Here is a 17,870-nt window from a genome sequence, read left to right on the forward strand (position 1 = left end):
GTGTAATGGGCCAAGTAGCTTATTTACTGGGGATGAGGTAGCCGATAGAGGCCTGAAACACGGAGTTGCGGGCATTGCGTACGTCGGCGTCGCCCGTGTAGCCGTCCTTGGCGAAGTCAGTGAAGGAGCCGTTGTAGCGAATACCTACCAGGAAACCCGCCGTCGACTGGTAGCCCAGCCCGGCTGCATACCCGATTTCGCTGCGGTTTACGTCGCCCAAGTCTTCGGTGCCGGAGTACTTATTGTAACTAATGCCGCCGTTTGTGCTGCGTTCGGTCTCATCTTTTACCTTTAGCAGGTAGCTGTACTGCGGGCCGGCTTCGAAGAAGAATCCATCAGCATTGATTTTGACCAGTACGGGAACGTCAATATAGTTGTAGGTACGGCTACCCTGGTATTTTACTATGCCAAATACCTCACTGTCATTGAACTTGAAGCCCTTCTGCGAGTATAGCACCTCGGGCTGAATCGAAAGAAAGCCGTCGTCGGTGAAGCTGATGTTGGCCATGATACCGCCGTGGGCGCCCCACTTGTTCTGGAAGCGGTTTTCGTTAACAAGGTCGCCGGAGAGGTTGGAGTAGTTGGCCCCGCCCTTGAAGCCGAGGCGGATACCCTGGGCGTGCGCGGAGGAAGAGGCAAAAGCGCCGGCTACTAAGGCAGCGGCCACAAGCAAAGAAGTCTTTTTCATGGGTGCAATGAAGTTAGGTTAGGGAAATTGCACAGATGGGGAACTCAAAACGAAAAGCGTGCCAGCCTATTGCTGCGCGGAGCTACCCGTAAGGCAACATGCTTAGCTGATATTGCTATCGGCCAGCGTATCAAAGCCGTTGCTCAACAAAAAAAGTCCGGCCACCACTAGCAGCCGGACTTTTGAGGATAGTTTTGGGAACCTGCCACGCAGATTAGTTGCCACCAATGAGGTAGCCTACCTGCAGCGTGAAAGCATTGTTGAAGACTTTCGGCTCGTTGTCGGAGTCTTTGCTGTCGATGAGGGAGTTGAAGCCGCGGGCGTAGCGCAGGCCCAGGCTCATGCCGCTTTCAGTCTGATAACCCAGGCCGGCTACGGCGCTAATGTCTACGTTCGACAGGTCGCCTTTGTACTTCTCTTTCCGGATACCACCGAGGTAGTCTACGAACTCCGAGCGGTCTTCAGTCTTGTCCTTGTCGCCGTTGGTGTACTTAGTAGTTGTCTGCGTTTTGGTGCGCGAGCCGAACAGGTAGCTTACCTGTGGGCCGGCCTCAAAGAAGAACCCATCGGCGTTGATGCGCGCCATGATGGGCAGGTCGAGATAGTGCAGCACGCGCTGCTGCTCTATCTCGTACTTCGAGACGCCGCTCGGTAGCCCGTTTTTCTGATCTGAGGTGATTTCGTAGCCCTTGCGGTTGTACAGCAGCTCCGGAGCAATGGAGAAGAACCCGTCACTTGTAACGGGCAGGTTGAAGGTCAGGCCGGCGTTGTAGCCCAGCTTGTAGGAGCCCAAGCTGGTATCGTAGCCGGAGCCAGTAAACTGCTTCACGTCGTCGCCCGACACATTGGAGTAGGTACCGCCCGCTTTCAGTCCCACCCGAAAACCGGTAGGGCCCTGAGCATAGGCCGAAGAAGCAGAAAGAGCCGCTGCCGACAGCAGCGAAAGAGCGAGAAGGGGAGTCTTTTTCATGGTGCAACAAAGGGGTTAGTGAAACATTGCACAGGCCGCGCCACATGGTGCGGTTTTGGGGCCTTAAACGGCCCGTTTCAGAAAAATGCCGTACTCGCGCCAAAAAAAATGAGCAGACCGCAGGGTCTGCTCACATAAAAAAGCCGGTAAACAACTGACTACTTGCCCAGTTGAAGCAGGTAGCCGAACTGTACGATAATGGCGTCGTTGTTGGTGATGGGCTTACCCGGCAGAGCCTCCCGTTCCAGCACCGTCTTAAAGCCGCGGCTGTAGCGCAGCCCCGCCGTGAACCCGCTCCGGTGCTGAAACCCGATGCCGCCAATAGCCCCGAAATCGAAGCCCTGCACGTCGCTGGTGGTGGTGGCGGAAGTTTCGGAAGGAGCCTGGTCGCGGCCGTCGGCAAACGTGCTGGTGGTTTCGGTGGTGCTTTTGCTACCCATGAGGTACGACACCTGCGGCCCCAGCTCAAAGTACAGGCCCCCGTTGGTATTTACCCGGAAAGCCAGCGGCAGCTCCAGGTAGTTGAGCGTACGCTTGGTCAGCAATACCCGCTGCGTCTCCCCGGACTCCAGGCCCGTCGTGCCAATGAAGGTGTTGGTGATGCGGTAGCCCTTGCGGCTGAAGCTCAGTTCGGGTGCTACGGTAAACCGGCCGGTGCCGGAAAGCGGGATAGTGCTGGCCAGGCTTACAAAGAAATCAGGGCGGCGCCCATCCGTGCGGGTGCGGTAGTCGGCGCCACCCAGCTGGTCTACATCGTCGCCGGTAAGGCGGCTCAAAACCAGGCCGGTTTTCAGGCCGAGGCGGGGCTTGCCGGCGTTTTGGGCGGAAGCGGCTACGGGCAGCAGAAGCAAAGCCGCCGCGGCTACTCGCGCCACGGGGCGGAAAAAGTCAGAAATCAGCATAGACAGTACAAACAGACGCGGCTACGTTTTTTGGCCAGATGAGCCGCCGCGCCATGCGGCCACAATGTTACGGCAAAGCGCGGAGTTGCGCGGCGCCGGCTTGCCGGAAGGAGCCATTCTGCGGAAAGGAAGTTGCACCCCTGGCGCTAACAGCGCATTTCTACCGTATTTTGGCCCCTATGATATCTGACGCCATGCGCCACTATACGAGGATGTTGCTGGGGCTGTGCCTGGTGCTGCCGCGCCTGGCCGTCGCGCAGCAAGGCGAAACCGGACCGGCGCAGGCCGTGGTGGTAGGTGCATATGCGCAGGGCGCTTTCATCATTTCCCACACCCCGCGCGTGCGCCACCTGGTGCGGGCGCACCCCACGGGGGTGGAGCTGAACTTCCAGCGCCAGACCCAGGGCAAGCAGCCCTGGCACGCCTGGCACCGCTACCCGCGCGTGGGTTTGGCCCTGCTGTACTACGACTACCACAACGCCACGCTGGGCCGCAGCTACGGGGCCGGGGTATACCTGAGCAAGCCGCTGTGGCGCACGGCCCGGCAGGAGCTGAATTTCCGACTGGGCGGCGGCCTGGGCTGGTTCAGTCAGGCGTTCGACCAGGCCACCAACCACAAAAACACCTTCGTCAGCTCCCGCCTGAACGCGCTGATTCTGGCACGCGTGGAGTACGACGTGGCCTTATCGGACCACCTGGGGCTGCTGGCCGGTCTGGGGCTGAACCACTATTCCAACGGGGCCACCACCAAGCCCAACCTGGGCATCAACATGCCCACGCTGGTGCTGGGGCTCAACATGCATAATCAGCGCCCTTTTCGCCCCCTCGACCAGCTGCCCGCACCCGAGCCTGCCGACGTGGGCCGTCTTTTCCTGAACCTGAGTTCGAGCCTGGGCTACAAGCAGCGCAACGAAACCGATACGCGCAAGTACCTGGTAAACTCCGTGACGGTAGCCGGCGGGCGGCGCATGAACCGCAAAAGCAACCTGCTCTTGGGCGTGGAGGGCTTCTACGACCGGTCGCTCCAAGCCGAGCTGCGCGACACGGCCGATACCAGCCGCCCGCTGCCCGACGTGAAAAAGGCCGGCGTGTTTCTGGGCCATGAGCTGCTGTTCGGCCGGCTGGCTTTCGTCACGCACCTGGGTTTCTACGTGTACAATCCGTACAAATCCAACAAGTTCTACTACGAGCGAATCGGGCTGAAATACCACCTCACCGACCACCTGTTCGGCGTCCTCGACCTGAAAGTGCACCGTGGCGCCGCCGACGTGCTGGAGTTCAAGCTGGGCGCGAAGCTGTGAATGGTTGGATGGGAGAATGGTTTTATGGCTCTTAGAAAGGGAAAGAAGGAGCAGAGCTCAGCGGCCGGAAACTGAAGCTGAGGTGCCCAAAATGACGCTTCGGCGCAAAAAGGTGGCTGGACCCGGGCTGAGCTGCTTGCTTTGACTATTCAACCCTTCAGCCATTCGACCATCCCGCCACTTACCCAATGGAAACTTTCCTGCTCCTGAACCGCTGGCTGCACATTGCGGCGGGCTTTACCGGCTTTTTTGTGGCGCCCGTGGCCCTGATAGTGCGCAAGGGCGGGCCGGCGCACCGGCTCTGGGGCAAGGTGTTTTTCTGGGCCATGCTGGTAGCCGGTGGTACCGCTATAGTTTCAGCCAGCCTCAACGGTCTGACGTTTCTGCTGCTTACGGGCATCTTTAGCCTGTATCTGGCGCAGTTCGGCTACCGGTCGTTGCACCACAAGCGCATGGGTGCGGGTCAGGGGCCGGCTTTGTACGATTGGGTGAGCGTGCTGGTGGGCTTGCTTATATTCCTGACCACGCTGGTCTATGGCCTGTTCAGCCGGCCTTTCAACCCGGTGCTCGTTGTATTTGGCGGTATTGGCCTGATGACGACAATGCGGCAGCTGCGCGGGTTTTGGCGGCCGGGTCCCTGGCCAGCCAGGCAGTGGCTGCGCAACCATATTTCGGGCTTCGTGGGCTCCTATATTGCCGCCGTATCTGCATTTTCGGTTACCAGCCTCAAGTTCATTGCGTTTCCGCTCAACTTCCTGTGGCCTACGCTGGTGCTGGTGCCCCTGCTGGTCTGGTTTCAGCGCCGCCACGTGCCGAAAGGTGAAGCCGTGAAATTGTGATGCCGTCCTGGGCTTATCCAAGCCTCTTTGCCACTTCGTACGAAATCATTTTACGAAGTACGGGAAGCGTATTCGCTAAGCCAGTTCAGCGCGTGACTTGGTTTAGCCGTTACTGTTCGGCCAGCGCCTGATTGATGCGCTTCACCAGGGCGGGGCCTTCGTAGATGAAGCCCGTGTACAGCTGCACCAGTGCGGCACCAGCGGCCAGCTTTTCCTGCGCATCCTGGGGCGAGTGAATGCCGCCTACTCCAATGATAGGCAGGTTGCCGGCACTATGCTGGCTGAGGTAGCGGATAACTTCGGTGGCGCGCTCCCGCAGGGGCTTGCCACTGAGGCCACCCGCGCCCAGGCTGCTAACCTCACCCGCGGGAGTGCGCAAATTGTCCCGGCTGATGGTGGTGTTGGTGGCTACCAGGCCGCTCAGGTTGGTTTCACGGGCGATGATCAGGATGTCGTCCAACTGCCCGTCGGTGAGGTCAGGCGCGATTTTGAGCAGCAGCGGCCGGGGCTGGGGCAGCGCCTGGTTGCGCTCCTGTACCTGCTGCAGCAGCTGGATCAGCGGCTCTCGCTCCTGCAGCTGCCGCAGCCCCGGCGTGTTCGGCGACGACACGTTCACCACGAAATAATCGACCACTTCGTGCAGGGCCTCCACACAGGTCACGTAGTCCCGGGCCGCATCCTCGTTGGGCGTGTCCTTGTTCTTGCCGATGTTGCCGCCAATGATGAGCCCGTGGTTGTGGCGCTGGCGGAGGCGGGTGGCGGCGGCTTCGGCCCCGTGGTTGTTGAAGCCCATACGGTTGATCAGGGCCTCGTCCTGCGGCAGCCGGAACAGGCGCGGCGTGGGGTTGCCTGGCTGGGGGCGCGGCGTCACCGTCCCGATTTCCACGAAGCCAAAGCCCAGTGCGCCCAACTCGTCGGTCAGCTCTGCGTTCTTGTCGAAGCCCGCCGCCAAACCCACCGGGTTCCGAAACTTCAGCCCGAACACCTCCCGCTCCAGGCTTGGGTGCTGGAAGTCGTATGAAGCCCGCAACAGCGCCTGCGCGCCTGGCAGCCGATAAGCCCGCTGCAGATTTTGAAATACAAAATGGTGGGCCTTTTCCGCATCAAGGCGAAACAGCAGCGGCTTCAGCAGGGCTTGGTACATAGCGCCGCAAAGCTACGCACGGTGAATGAGTAAATGAGCGAGTGAGTTAAGTGGCAGAACAACTTGCACATTTACCCAGCTCACTCATCCGTTCATTCACCGTTTCAACCTGCCCAGCCTTCCCGGTCAAGGCTGCGGTACTGGATGGCTTCGGCCAGGTGCTGAAGCTGGATTTCCTCGGCACCCGCAAGGTCGGCAATGGTGCGGGCCACTTTCAGAATCCGGTCGTAGGCGCGGGCCGAAAGACCCAGGCGCTCCATGGCGGTTTTCAGGAGCGTGAGGCCGGCCGGGCCAATCCGGCACACGTCCTTCACCATCTGCGAGGGCATCATGGCGTTGGAGTGAATGTCAGGGAAGTCCCGGAACCGACCGGCCTGGCGCTGGCGGGCCGCCGTCACGCGCAGCTGGATGTCGGCGCTGGTTTCCGACTTGCGCGTTTCCGTCATCTGGTCAAACGTCACGGGCGTTACTTCCACATGGAGGTCGATGCGGTCCAGGAGCGGCCCGCTCACTTTATTGAGGTAGCGCTGCACCACGCCCGGCCCGCACACGCACTCTTTCTCGGGGTGATTATAATATCCACAAGGACAGGGATTCATAGAGGCTATCAACATGAAATTAGCCGGAAAGTCGATGCTGACTTTGGCCCGTGAAATCGTCACGCGCCGCTCTTCCAGGGGCTGGCGCATCACTTCCAGCACCGTGCGCTTGAACTCGGGCAGCTCATCCAGAAACAGCACCCCGTTGTGCGACAAGGATATTTCGCCCGGCTGCGGGTTGCCGCCCCCACCCACCAGGGCCACGTCAGAAATAGTATGGTGCGGCGAGCGAAACGGCCGCGTGTTGAGCAAGGAAGCATTGGCGCCCAGCTTGCCGGCTACGGAGTGAATCTTGGTGGTTTCCAGGGCCTCCTGCATGTTCAGCGGGGGCAAAATGCTGGGCAGGCGCTTGGCCAGCATGGTTTTGCCCGCGCCGGGTGGCCCGATCATGATGACGTTGTGGCCGCCGGCGGCCGCAATTTCCAGGGCCCGCTTGATGTTTTCCTGGCCCTGTACGTCGGCAAAGTCGGCGGCGTACTGGTTGGCCGTGTGCTGAAATACGTCCCGCGTATCCATTACCAGGGGCTCAATGTCCAGGCGGCCTTCCAGAAAATCGACGGCCTCCTGCATGGTGCCCACCGGAATAATGTCGAGGTTGTTTACAATGGCGGCTTCCTGGGCGTTTTCGCGGGGCAGGATAAACCCCTTGAAGCCTTCCTTGCGGGCCTGAATGGCAATGGGCAGCACGCCTTTTATTGGCCGCAGCTCCCCATCCAGCGCCAACTCGCCCATGATGATGTACTCCGGGAGCCGCTCGGTGGCCAACTGCTGGGAGGCGTGCAGAATGCCCAGTGCAATGGGCAGGTCATACGAAGAGCCTTCCTTGCGAATATCGGCGGGGGCCATGTTTACCACCACCTTGGTGCGCGGCATCCGGTAGCCTCGGAACTTAAGGGCCGCTTCCACCCGCTGCTGGCTTTCCTTGATGGCATTGTCGGGCAAGCCCACCACGTAGAAATTGGTGCCCTGCGACACCACCACTTCAATCGTAATAGTATAGGCATTCACGCCCTGCACGGCCGAGCCGAAGGTTTTCGTCAGCATAAATAAGTAGGGTATAAAGGAAGCCGAGGGAAGATACGGAACCCGCTAAAAGAAACTGCCATCTACTCCCATGCAAAAGGCCTTATAACGCTGGAGTAGAGGACGTATCAACGACTCTTTCCAACGAAATAAGGCCCTGCGTGCAGCCCGGGATGGCGGAAACAGGATTTACTCGTTCACCAGCTGCTCAATGAGCATAATCATGATGTGGATGGCTTTGATGTGGATTTCCTGAATCCGGTCGGCGTAGCCAGTGTGCGGGGGGCGGATTTCCACGTCGCTGAGGCTGGCCAGCTGGCCGCCGCCCTTGCCGGTGAGGCTTACTACCTGCATCCCGGCGGCGCGGGCCGCCTGGGCCGCAAGCAGAATGTTCGGGGAGTTGCCGCTGGTGCTGATGGCCAGTAGCACGTCGCCGGGGCGGCCCAGGGCTTCCACGTAGCGGCTGAACACGTGGTCGTAGCCAAAGTCGTTGGCCACGCAGCTCATGTGCGAGGCTTCGGTGAGGGCAATGGCCGCCAGAGCGCGGCGGTTCTGGCGGTAGCGGCCGGTCAGCTCTTCGGCAAAGTGCTGGGCGTCGCAGAGGGAGCCGCCGTTGCCGCAGGTCAGGATTTTGCCGCCCTGCCGCAGGCTGTCAGCCATAAGGCGAGCGGCCTGCTCAATGGCGGCCAGGTTGGCCGGGTTCTGCACGAAACGGTCGAGCACGGCCTGCGCCTCGGTCAGCTCGGCGCGGATAAGTTCGGTTAGCGAGGTAGTCACGCCGCAAAGTTACCGCATCGGCGGTTGTGGTGAGCCGGGCGTGTTGGGCGGGATAATGGAGTTGGGCTGGTCGATGGGGGCGTTCGACAAACTGGGGTCCGACTGCGGAAAAATAGGCCGGCTGGGCTCGGGCGCCGGGTCGGGGTAGGTGGTGGTGCCGGGCACGGTGCCGGGGCGCTGCTGAAACTCCCGCTCCCGCAGCTCCATCTGCTGGTCGTAGAGGCGGGCCTTCAGCTCATTGATCTTGCCCTCGTGCAGGCTGATGTTGCGGCGCAGCAGGGTGCTATCCAGGTTTTCGGTGATAAGCTGCATGGCCAGCAGCACCACCGCCGTAATGAGCAGCCCGAAGTACAGGGACTCGTAGGAGCCGGCCATGCTGGCAAAACTGCTTCGGACCGATGGGACCAGTAACACCAGCAGGGCCAGCAGCACAAATACCATCACCAGAATGGTTACCAAACGTTTCAGAGCAAGCATGGGAGAGGTCAGGCTGAGATGAAAAAAAGTAGCCGTAGTACGTGCCAGGCCACGGTTGAGGTTAAATATAGAGAAGATTAGATGAGTAGAAGGCTATACGGCAAAATAGCACCAACGATTGTGCTGCTCCTCAACCGGCCATAGTTGCTGCCGGCTGTGCCTTATTGTAGTGGGTTGGCGCTGCTTTGCAGCAAACTCAGGCGCTTGTAGAGGCCATTTTCGTTGCGCAGCAGCTCCTCGTGCGTGCCCCGCTCCACAATGCGGCCGTGCTGCAGCACCACAATTTCGTCGGCGTGCTGCACGGTGCTCAGGCGGTGGGCAATTACCAGGGAGGTACGGCTTTGCATCAGGCGCGTGAGGGCTTCCTGCACCAGCTTCTCGCTTTCAGTATCGAGGGCTGAGGTAGCTTCGTCGAGGATGAGGATGGGCGGGTTGCGCAGCACGGCGCGGGCAATGCTCAGGCGCTGGCGCTGCCCGCCCGACAGCCGCGCACCCCGGTCGCCAATCATGGTCTGGTAGCCTTCCGGCGTGGCCGTGATGAAGTCGTGGGCGTTGGCAATCTGCGCGGCCCGCACCACTTCTTCCTCAGTAGCCTCGGTCTGGTTGAAGCGAATGTTGTTGAAAATGGTGTCGTTGAACAGGATGCTTTCCTGGGTGACGATGCCCATCTGGTCGCGCACGGAGTGCAGCGTAGCATCGCGCAGGTCCTGGCCGTCGAGCAGAATCTGGCCGGCCGAGGGGTCGTAGAAGCGCGGTACCAGATCGGCCAGGGTGCTTTTGCCGCCGCCGCTGGGGCCCACCAGCGCCACGGTTTTACCTTTCCCGATGGTGAGGTTGATGTCTTCGAGCACGTTTTTGTCGCCGTAGCTGAAGGCCACATTCCGAAACTCAATGGAGCTGGCAAAAGGCGGCAAGCTAAGCGCCCCGGGCTTGTCCTGAATGCTGGGTTCGGTGTCAATTACGCTGAGTACCCGCTCCCCGGCTACCAGCCCGCGCTGGATGTTGCTAAATGCCGACGACAACGCCTTGGCCGGCACCAGCACCTGCGAAAACAGCACGATGTACGTGATAAAGTTGGCCGCCGTGAGGTCCGACTCGCCGCCCAGCACCAACGTGCCCCCGAAGTACAGCAGCGCCGCCACCACCGAAACCCCGGCAAACTCCGAGAACGGCGAGGCCAGGTCGCGGGTGTTGTCGATGTTGCGCTGGGTGCGGGCGTACTGCTCGTTCTGGTCGTGGAACTTGGTGGTAATGTAGGGCTCGGCGTTGAAGGCTTTGATAACCCGCACGCCGCTGAGCGTCTCGTCAATCACCGAGAGCATGGTGCCCAGGGTGCTTTGGCTTTGCTTGGCCTGGTTGCGCAGTCGCTTGGATATTCCGGCAATCAGCCCGCCCGAAATGGGGAGCAGGATCAGGGTAAACAACGTCAGCTTCAACGACATAAAGAACAACACCGCAAAGAAGCTGATGATGTAGAGCGGCTCCCGGATAACGGCCGTGAGGGAATTCACCACTGAGGTTTCCACTTCCTGCACGTCGTTGGTGAAGCGCGACATCAGGTCGCCTTTCTGGGAGGAAGTAAAGTAGCTCAGCTGCAGCTGCATCACGCGCTGGTATAGCGTTGCGCGCAGGTTGCGAATCACCCGAGCCCGCACTTTGGCCAGCAGGCGCAAGCTGAGGTAGCGAAACAGGTTACTCAGAAACACTGAGGCAATCAGCAGCATGCACACAAACGACAGGGCGCTAAGCCGGCCCTGCGTTTCGACCACTTGGCGGAAGTAGTAGTTGAAGGTGCCCGTGATGAACGACAGGGACAGGCTGAACGCCGGCGGCACGCTCGGGGCCTCCGCCAGCATCTTGCCGGTGGTATCGAAGAGGATGTTGAGCAGGGGAATCAGCATGCCGAAGTTGGCAATACCGAAGAATATACCCAGAATGGTATACACCAGGTACAGCGGCAGAAAATCGGCCCAGGGGCGGGCAAACTGCAGAATGCGGAGGTAAGTCTTCATAGGAAGCGGCAAAGGTACCGGCATTTGTCGGGAAGGCAGGCAACCAATCCGGCGGCGGCGCCGAGTGGGGAAAAGAAGCCCGGCAAACGGGGACACGTACTTTTCCGCCACATACTGTATGGAACGCAAAGAATTTATTCAACTCTTCGGGTTGGGCGCCGTGGCCCTGCTAAGTGGAGGCTGCCTGGGTGGCTGCTCCAGCGACAAGGAAGACGTAAAGCCTACCCCAACTCCCACGCCCACGCCCGGCAAAACCGACTTCACGCTGGACCTGACGGCTGCCGCCAACGCACCCCTGCAGGATCCGGCCGTTGGGTACGTGTACAGCGCCGATGGGCAGGTGATTGTGGCTCGCACTACGGCGGGGGCTTACGTGGCCGTGCAGGCGCCCTGTACCCACCAGGGAGCCACCATAGCGTTTTTTCCTGATCAGAATATGTTTGTGTGCCCCAACCACGGCTCGGCCTTCCAACCCGACGGTACCGTATCGAATGGCCCGGCGGCCCGCGCGCTGGCCAAATACACCGTGACGCAAAACGGCAACAGCCTGCGCATCACCGGGTAAACGGAAAGCACAGCAAAAAGCCCAGGCCTAGCTGCTATAGCTGAGCCTGGGCTTTTTGTTGAGTGCTTGGCAGCTACGCCCGAAAAATGCTCACGATTTCGATGCGGCCCACAATGTGGCGGTTGAACTCGGCCAACTCCTCCGCGGGTACCCACAGCTCGTCGTGCTGCCGGTCGCCTACGTTCTGCACCGGAAACTGGGCCGCGTAGTCGGCGTCCACGGCAAAGCGGAGCACGTAGCCAATACCGTAGTAAGGCACGTTCCAGTCGCGGGCTATCTGGGCGGCGTAGTCCTCGTTTAGGACGGGGTAGAAAATGGGCTGCTCCGGTAGCCGGGGTGGAAACTCCAGCCAGCCCGAAGCCGCAATCAAATCCAGCTCCTGCTGGTTGACGGGCCGAAACAGCAGCACATTAGCCGGATCGTGGCGCATTGAGGAAGCTGGCTTAAAACTCGTGGACACGCTGCGGAATATTCCAGCGCAAACTCAGGGCCGAATAGGCTTCGCTGCCTTCGAGGGCGGTGGGCTGAGCCGAGCTGCGGTTGCGCACAATCTGGGTAGCATCCAGCCAGAGGTTGTGGCGCACCTGATAGGTAGCCGTCAGGTCGGCGTGCAGCAGGCGGGAGCGGTTGCCGCTGCCCAGCGAGAAGCCATATTCGCTTGGGCGGGTGAGGTAAGAGTTAAGCACGTTGCTGCCGTAGTTGATGTACCCGGTGTACGGCGGAAAATCCAGGTTTACCTGCCGGTCGAGGCCCTGCTCGGAGTAAAAGACCTTGCCTACCACATTCAGGCGCGGCAGGGGCTGGTAGCTGACCACGCCCAGCATTTCCCAGAGGTTGGCGCCCATGGGGTGGGCCAGCGGCTGGTCGTAGTGCTGGTAGTTGCGGAATTTGTCTTCGTGCTGGTAAGTGAAGGGCCGGATGTAGTTGAACTCGGCCTGCAGATCGAGGTTGCGGATGCCGGCTACGTCCACGTACTTGGCGCCCAGCTGAAACGCCTGCTTGTTGGCCCACCAGCCTTTACCGGCCCGCACTTCGCTGATCTTGAACTCGTCCAGCATCACCTGCCCGTAGAGCTGCGCGGTGTGGAAGAGGTTCCACTTGAAATCCAGGCCCAGCAGGGCATTGTCGTTGGAGCCCAGCTGCTGCTCCACGCTGCGGTAGAAGATAATCGGGTTCAGGTATTGCAATTCAAAGCGCCCCTTTCCGCGCCCGAATACTACCGACTCAAACACCCCGATGTTCAGGTTCGGTGTCACGTCGAAGCTCAGGTGGTGCAGGGCAAAGTACTTTTTCTGATAAATGGTGTCGGCATTGGCCTTGTCGGCCGTCATTTCCGCGAACAGGTTCTGGTAGTTGAACTTCCAGATGCGCGTGTTCAGCTTGAGGTAGAAATACGGGGCGGCGTAGTCCGACAAAATCAGGGAGCGGTAGCCGTTGCCGATGAAGTTCCGGTCGTGGCCCAACTGCACGTTGATGTGCTTAGAGGCCGCATACGTCACGTAGCCCCGCGCCGACAGGAAATCGTACTGCCCGGGCTTGTTCTTGAAGCGTTTCCAGTAGCCCTCGTGCGGCACGATATTGTCGCGCAGCACGCGTTGGCGCACGTATTCCGGTACGGCCATCTGGTTATCGGCCAGGAAGGTGTAAAAGCCCAGCTTCTCGTCGATGGTACCTTCTACCTGCACGCCCCGGGTGTTGATGTAGCGCAACCCGTCGATGTCGGTATCCCGGCCGGCCTGCAAACCCAGTACGGGGTTCACGCGCAGCGTAAAGTCGGGCGTTTCGACCGCCAGCAGGTCGGAAGGGCGCTGGTAGAAGTGCTTGAGAATAGGCTGACGGCTGGTGTTCAGCCCCGCATCCAGACTTGTGTAAGCCCAGTTGTCGCGCAGCAGGTAGCGCAGATTAAACCGGTCGGCGCGCGAAAGGCCGGCTGTGGTATCGCGCAACATCCGCTCGGCCAGGCGGGCTACCACGGCGCGCGGGTAGGGGCGCACGGCCGTGTGCGGGTCGTGCAGGGAGTCGGCCCCCAGTTTGAGGGCGTAGCGGTCAATGAGCCGATACACATCGGCATCCAGCGGCACGTAGGTAGTGCCCTGGCGGCCGCCATACCCGGCGGCCGGTGTCAGCTCCGGCTCGGCGATTCTGGTAGAGGTACGTGCCGCCCGCTCAGCCCGGCGGTCGGGCGCGGGCGGATCAGTGTAGATTTTCCACGGCGAAGCCTCTGGCGCGGGGGCACCGGGCGCGGGCGTGCCGGGAGTGGTTGCAGTAGAGTCAGTCTGGGCCGAAGCCCGGGTGGCCAGCAGGGCCCCGACGGCAAGGAGGAGAAGCGGTTTTTTCATAGGTAGCAGAGCCGCTTACGCAAAAGCGGCGGGCAGGTCGGTAAACCTACGCAGTTGCAGCCAAACCGGGAGTGCCGGGCGGCCTGTACCTTTGCCCGATGCCGCGCCTGCTTCGCTACCGAGAACTGGATTTAACTGCCTGGGATGCCTGCGTGGGCTCGGCGCGGGAAGGACTGCCGTATGCCTGCTCCTGGTGGCTGCACGCTACGGCCGGCCGCTGGGACGCGCTGGTGGAAGTGGAGGCTGGTACCGGCCGCTACCTAGCCGTTTGGCCCCTGCCCGTGAAGTGGCGGCCCTGGGGGCGGCAAGTGTATCAACCGCCGTTTACCCAGCAGCTGGGCGCTTATAGTCTTGCAGATGAAGCCGGAAAGCAGGCCAGGATAGCACTGTTAGTTATTGATAAGTTGACGCCCCGGTACACACAGTTCTACGCGCAGCTCAACGACGCCAACGGGCTGCCAACAAGCAGCCCGTTGCCGCGCAACGCGGGCAAACCACTCGTGCTGCTTCAGCGCCGCCAGACGTACCATCTGCTGTTGGAGGCACCCTACGAAACGCTGCGCGCTGCCTACGCGGCCGACTACCGCCGCCGCCTGCGCCAGCAGGAAAGCGCCAGTGTGCCGCTGACTGCAGCTGAAACGGCCGACGTGGAGCCGCTGCTGCAGCTTTTTCAGCAAACCAAAGGGTCGGAAGCGGGCCTGGAACCCCGCCACTACGAGAAGCTCCGGCTGCTCGCCCTCGCGTTGCGGCAGCGCAATTTGCTGGAAGTGTATGAGGTGCGCCAGCCAGCTACGGGCGAGCTGATGGCTGGGGCCCTGTTCGTGCATTACCGCCAGCGGCTGATTTATTTGTTTGCGGCGGCTTCATCGGAAGGTAAAAAGGTGGCAGCGCCGTCAGTGTTGGTGGATGCCGTTATTCGTCGGCATGCGGGCACACCCGGGCTGATTCTCGATTTTGAAGGCAGCATGATACCGTCAATTGCCCGTTTTTTCGCCAATTTCGGAGCCACGCCCGTATCCTACGCGGCTATTTCCTTCACCCAACGTCCCTGGTACCTGCAATGGATGCGCTAACGCCCCCCGCTATTTCTGAACGCGTACACGTGGTGTGCGCCGAGCCTTCCGTGGCCAATCATTTTCTGGCCGAGCTGCGCGACGTAGACAAGCAGCGCGACTCGCTGCGCTTCCGCCGCAACCTGCAGCGCCTGGGCGAAATCATAGCCTACCGCATCAGCTCCCAGCTCAGCTACACCCATCAGACCGTGACCACACCCCTGGGCCAGTCGACGGGGATGCTGCTGCAGGACTTTCCGGTGCTGGCTACCGTGCTGCGGGCCGGGCTGCCGTTTCACCAGGGCTTCCTGAATTATTTCGACCAGTCGCCTTCGGCCTTTGCGGCAGCGTACCGCATCGAGGGCACGGCCCAGGTGCAGGTGCAGCTCGACTACCTCACGGCCCCCAGCCTGGACGAGCGGGTGCTGATTCTGGCCGACCCGATGCTGGCCTCGGGCAAGTCCCTGGTGCAAACGTACCGGGCCATGCTGCGTTTCGGCACGCCCCGGCAGGTGCACATTGCAGCCGTTATTGCCAGCCCTGAAGGCGTGGAGCACATCACCCGCGAAATTCCGGAGGCCACGCTCTGGGTGGCCGCTATCGACGAAGGCCTGAACGCGCAGGCCTACATCGTGCCCGGCCTCGGCGACGCCGGCGACCTGTCGTACGGCAGCAAGCTGTAGGGCCGCGTTCCGCAACCCTTCCCGACTGTTCAAAAACACCTCCCGACTAATCCGAAACACGTCCTGACTGTTCAGAAACACGTCCCGACGAATCGAAAACACATCCTGACCTAAGCAAAACACCCTTCGACCAGCCGAAAACACGTCCCGACTAATCCGAAATAGGTCCTGACTAATCGGAAACACCCTGGCTATCCGCTGGCGTTGCGACCAACTACAGCATCGTCAACCGGCGCCACCCGGCGGCGTTGGTCCCTGTTCTTCGTCTTACTGCCTGACTGCCCCACCTATTCATCTGCTTTTGCCGTGCTGCCCGAAATCCTCAAATACGCCTCTGTTTTCGCCGTTAGCATGTTCAAGTTCGTGGCCGGGCCGGTAGCGGGCGTGGCGGCGGGCGTGCCGGCCGGGCTTACCTGGGGCCTGAGCGTGGCTGGTATGATGACGACGGTCCTGTTGATTTCGAGCGTGGGCAAAGCCTGGGCGCTGCACTTACGGCGCAAGCGGGAGCAGAAGGGCAAACCGCTGTTCAGCCGCCGCAGCCGCCGCATCGTGCGTGTCTACCGGCGCTTCGGGATGGGGGGCATTGCGTTTCTCACGCCTATTCTATTCAGCCCGATCGGCGGCACCGTCATTGCCACCCAGCTGCACGTGCCGCGCTGGCGCATTCTGCTGCACATGCTCTGGAGCGCCGTGCTTTGGGGTGGCGCGTTCACGCTGCTGGCTTCCCGCTTCAGCCACCTGGCTATTTTCCAGCACTGAACCACGGATTCGCGCGAATTTTTCGGATTGCACGGATTTTGTAGACGATTCTTCCCCAACAAAAAAGCCCCGCACACTGCGAGGCTTTTTGTTTGCGGCTGGGCGGCTGACTGGAAACCGCGCCAACTACAAAATCCGTGCAATCCGAAAAATCCGCACGAATCCGTGGTTTACTTCTTCCGCCGGTGCTCGGCGCGGCCGTGGGCGGCGCGGGCTGCTTTGGCGGCGGGGGAGGAGGACTTGCCCTTCGAGGGGTTTACTTTGCTGCCCTTCTGGCTGCGGTTGGGGCGGGCTTCGTAGGTGCGGCCGGTGCGCTTGTCGATGGTTTCGCCGGCCTTCACCCACTCCTTGCGGTCGTGGAACGCACCCTGGTAATTGGGGTCTTCGCGCTTGCGCCGGTCGTCCATCTCGCGGTTCATGGTTTGCTGCTCCTCGAAGGGCGTTTCCACCACGGCTACTTCGGGCGGCAGCGGCAGCAGCGGGATAGGCTGCCGGATCAGCTCCTCAATGCGCTTGATGTGGTGCATCTCGGCTTCGTTGGCGAAGGTAATGGCCGCGCCGGTGTGCTGGGCCCGGCCCGTGCGCCCGATGCGGTGCACGTAGTCGTCGTACACCAGCGGCACATCGAAGTTGATGACGTGGCTTACCTGGGGCACATCGATGCCGCGGGCCGCCACGTCGGTAGCTACCAGAAAGCGCACTTCCCCTTCCTTGAAGGCTTCCATGGCATTGATGCGCACGTTCTGGCCCTTGTTGCCGTGAATGGCACGTACCTCGCCGTGGGCCTTGCGCTTGAGGAAGCTGGCTACGTTTTCGGCGTTTTCCTTGGTGCGCGTAAAAATCATGACGCGGTGGAAGGTGTCCCAGTCCAGGAACAGGTACTCCAGCAGGTTGATCTTAGTGACGAGGTTGGGCACTTCGTACAGTTCTTGACTTACGTTCTGGGCCGAGGTAGCCGCGGGCGTCACCTCCACCCGAATCGGAAACTCCAGGAATTCCCCGCTCAGCTCCGTCACCTTTTCGGGCATGGTAGCCGAAAACAGCACGTTCTGCCGCTTGCTCGGAATGACTTCCAGAATGCGCCGGATCTGGGGCATAAAGCCCATATCCATCATTTTGTCGGCTTCGTCCAACACCAGAGTTTTGAGCTCCTTCAGCACCAGGGCCCCTTTCAGGTACAGCTCCATCAGGCGGCCGGGTGTGGCAATGAGGATGTCAACACCCTTGGCAATGGTTTCAATCTGGGTTTTGGGTCCCAGGCCGCCGTAAATGGCAAAAATGCGCAGGTCGGTGTGGGTGGCCAGCCGCTGCAGATGGTTTTCCAGCTGCATGGCCAGCTCCCGGGTAGGTGCCAGGATGAGGGCGCGGGGGTGGGTACCCTGGGCGTATTTCACTTTCATCAGCAGCGGCAGACCGAAAGCTGCGGTTTTGCCGGTGCCGGTCTGGGCAATGCCCAGCACATCGTGGCCGGCCAGCAGCAGCGGAATGGTTTGCTCCTGCACGGGCGTGGGTTCGGTGAAACCCGCTTCGGCAACGGCCGTCAGGAGCTGCTTGTTCAGCTTGAAATCGGCAAACGTGACGGGGGCGGGCGTGGGCTCTGACATGGTACTGGGCAACTAGTGAAAGCACAAAGGTACGGGGAATACGGGCGGCATAGCACGGTTGAGCGCGCCAGTGGCCGCGCAGCTACTCAGCTACTTCGCCCCAGCGCCGAAAAAAACTGCCTGGTTTTTTTGCATA

17 protein-coding genes are annotated in these 17,870 nt (G+C 60.8%); 6 read left to right on the forward strand and 11 right to left on the reverse strand.

The window, feature by feature from the left end; all coding sequences use genetic code 11:
- Positions 1 to 19: 19 nt before the first annotated feature.
- The 3 genes from I5L79_RS07310 to I5L79_RS07320 all read right to left on the reverse strand — a co-directional run bounded on the left by I5L79_RS07310 (position 20) and on the right by I5L79_RS07320 (position 2,560).
- Positions 20 to 688, reverse strand: coding sequence for a porin family protein (locus I5L79_RS07310; protein ID WP_196954366.1), 669 nt, complete (start codon positions 686 to 688; stop codon positions 20 to 22).
- Positions 689 to 902: 214 nt separating this feature from the next.
- A complete protein-coding gene (locus I5L79_RS07315) occupies positions 903 to 1,658 on the reverse strand; it encodes a porin family protein (RefSeq protein WP_196954367.1) in 756 nt (251 codons plus the stop codon).
- Positions 1,659 to 1,816: 158 nt separating this feature from the next.
- On the reverse strand, positions 1,817 to 2,560 hold the full coding sequence (locus I5L79_RS07320) for a porin family protein (protein WP_196954368.1): 744 nt from the start codon (positions 2,558 to 2,560) through the stop codon (positions 1,817 to 1,819).
- A 179-nt stretch (positions 2,561 to 2,739) separates the two neighbouring features.
- Between I5L79_RS07320 and I5L79_RS07325 the strand changes: the two genes are divergently transcribed.
- The gene (locus tag I5L79_RS07325) at positions 2,740 to 3,861 is read left to right on the forward strand and encodes an acyloxyacyl hydrolase (protein ID WP_196954369.1); all 1,122 of its coding nucleotides are present in this window, start codon (positions 2,740 to 2,742) and stop codon (positions 3,859 to 3,861) included.
- Positions 3,862 to 4,049: 188 nt separating this feature from the next.
- Positions 4,050 to 4,700 carry a DUF2306 domain-containing protein gene (locus I5L79_RS07330; protein WP_196954370.1) on the forward strand — a complete coding sequence of 217 codons (651 nt, stop codon included), beginning with the start codon at positions 4,050 to 4,052 and terminating at the stop codon, positions 4,698 to 4,700.
- 109 nt (positions 4,701 to 4,809) lie between these two features.
- On the opposite strand, the gene I5L79_RS07335 is transcribed toward I5L79_RS07330, so the two are convergent.
- From I5L79_RS07335 to I5L79_RS07355, 5 genes are all read right to left on the reverse strand, one after another.
- A complete protein-coding gene (locus tag I5L79_RS07335; protein WP_196954371.1) occupies positions 4,810 to 5,844 on the reverse strand; it encodes a quinone-dependent dihydroorotate dehydrogenase in 1,035 nt (344 codons plus the stop codon).
- 104 nt (positions 5,845 to 5,948) lie between these two features.
- Positions 5,949 to 7,487 (reverse strand): YifB family Mg chelatase-like AAA ATPase, encoded by a 1,539-nt coding sequence (locus I5L79_RS07340; RefSeq protein WP_196954372.1) that lies wholly within the window; start codon positions 7,485 to 7,487, stop codon positions 5,949 to 5,951.
- A 168-nt stretch (positions 7,488 to 7,655) separates the two neighbouring features.
- Entirely contained in the window at positions 7,656 to 8,243 is a 588-nt protein-coding gene (gene lpcA / locus I5L79_RS07345; protein ID WP_196954373.1) for a D-sedoheptulose 7-phosphate isomerase, read from the reverse strand.
- A gap of 9 nt (positions 8,244 to 8,252) precedes the next feature.
- Positions 8,253 to 8,720, reverse strand: a complete 468-nt coding sequence (locus I5L79_RS07350) for a hypothetical protein (RefSeq protein WP_196954374.1) — start codon at positions 8,718 to 8,720, stop codon at positions 8,253 to 8,255.
- 161 nt (positions 8,721 to 8,881) lie between these two features.
- Positions 8,882 to 10,732 (reverse strand): ABC transporter ATP-binding protein, encoded by a 1,851-nt coding sequence (locus I5L79_RS07355; protein WP_196954375.1) that lies wholly within the window; start codon positions 10,730 to 10,732, stop codon positions 8,882 to 8,884.
- A 118-nt stretch (positions 10,733 to 10,850) separates the two neighbouring features.
- On the opposite strand from I5L79_RS07355, the gene I5L79_RS07360 reads away from it, so the two are divergent.
- The gene (locus I5L79_RS07360; protein ID WP_196954376.1) at positions 10,851 to 11,297 is read left to right on the forward strand and encodes a QcrA and Rieske domain-containing protein; all 447 of its coding nucleotides are present in this window, start codon (positions 10,851 to 10,853) and stop codon (positions 11,295 to 11,297) included.
- A gap of 73 nt (positions 11,298 to 11,370) precedes the next feature.
- On the opposite strand, the gene I5L79_RS07365 is transcribed toward I5L79_RS07360, so the two are convergent.
- Both I5L79_RS07365 and I5L79_RS07370 read right to left on the reverse strand, forming a co-directional pair.
- The gene (locus I5L79_RS07365) at positions 11,371 to 11,727 is read right to left on the reverse strand and encodes a hypothetical protein (protein WP_196954377.1); all 357 of its coding nucleotides are present in this window, start codon (positions 11,725 to 11,727) and stop codon (positions 11,371 to 11,373) included.
- A gap of 13 nt (positions 11,728 to 11,740) precedes the next feature.
- Entirely contained in the window at positions 11,741 to 13,636 is a 1,896-nt protein-coding gene (locus I5L79_RS07370; RefSeq protein WP_196954378.1) for a capsule assembly Wzi family protein, read from the reverse strand.
- A 98-nt stretch (positions 13,637 to 13,734) separates the two neighbouring features.
- Here I5L79_RS07370 and I5L79_RS07375 point away from each other — a divergent pair, with 98 nt between their 5' ends.
- From I5L79_RS07375 to I5L79_RS07385, 3 genes are all read left to right on the forward strand, one after another.
- A complete protein-coding gene (locus I5L79_RS07375; protein ID WP_196954379.1) occupies positions 13,735 to 14,709 on the forward strand; it encodes a GNAT family N-acetyltransferase in 975 nt (324 codons plus the stop codon).
- Positions 14,697 to 15,371, forward strand: a complete 675-nt coding sequence (upp, locus tag I5L79_RS07380; protein ID WP_196954380.1) for a uracil phosphoribosyltransferase — start codon at positions 14,697 to 14,699, stop codon at positions 15,369 to 15,371. The genes I5L79_RS07375 and upp overlap by 13 nt, the downstream gene beginning before the upstream one ends.
- A 306-nt stretch (positions 15,372 to 15,677) precedes the next feature.
- On the forward strand, positions 15,678 to 16,130 hold the full coding sequence (locus I5L79_RS07385) for a hypothetical protein (RefSeq protein WP_317191364.1): 453 nt from the start codon (positions 15,678 to 15,680) through the stop codon (positions 16,128 to 16,130).
- Between the two features lie 170 nt (positions 16,131 to 16,300).
- Here I5L79_RS07385 and I5L79_RS07390 read toward each other — a convergent pair whose 3' ends face one another.
- The gene (locus I5L79_RS07390; RefSeq protein ID WP_196954381.1) at positions 16,301 to 17,734 is read right to left on the reverse strand and encodes a DEAD/DEAH box helicase; all 1,434 of its coding nucleotides are present in this window, start codon (positions 17,732 to 17,734) and stop codon (positions 16,301 to 16,303) included.
- Positions 17,735 to 17,870: the final 136 nt, after the last annotated feature.

This window comes from Hymenobacter guriensis (assembly GCF_015773195.1).
Classification (GTDB): Bacteria; Bacteroidota; Bacteroidia; order Cytophagales; family Hymenobacteraceae; genus Hymenobacter; species Hymenobacter guriensis.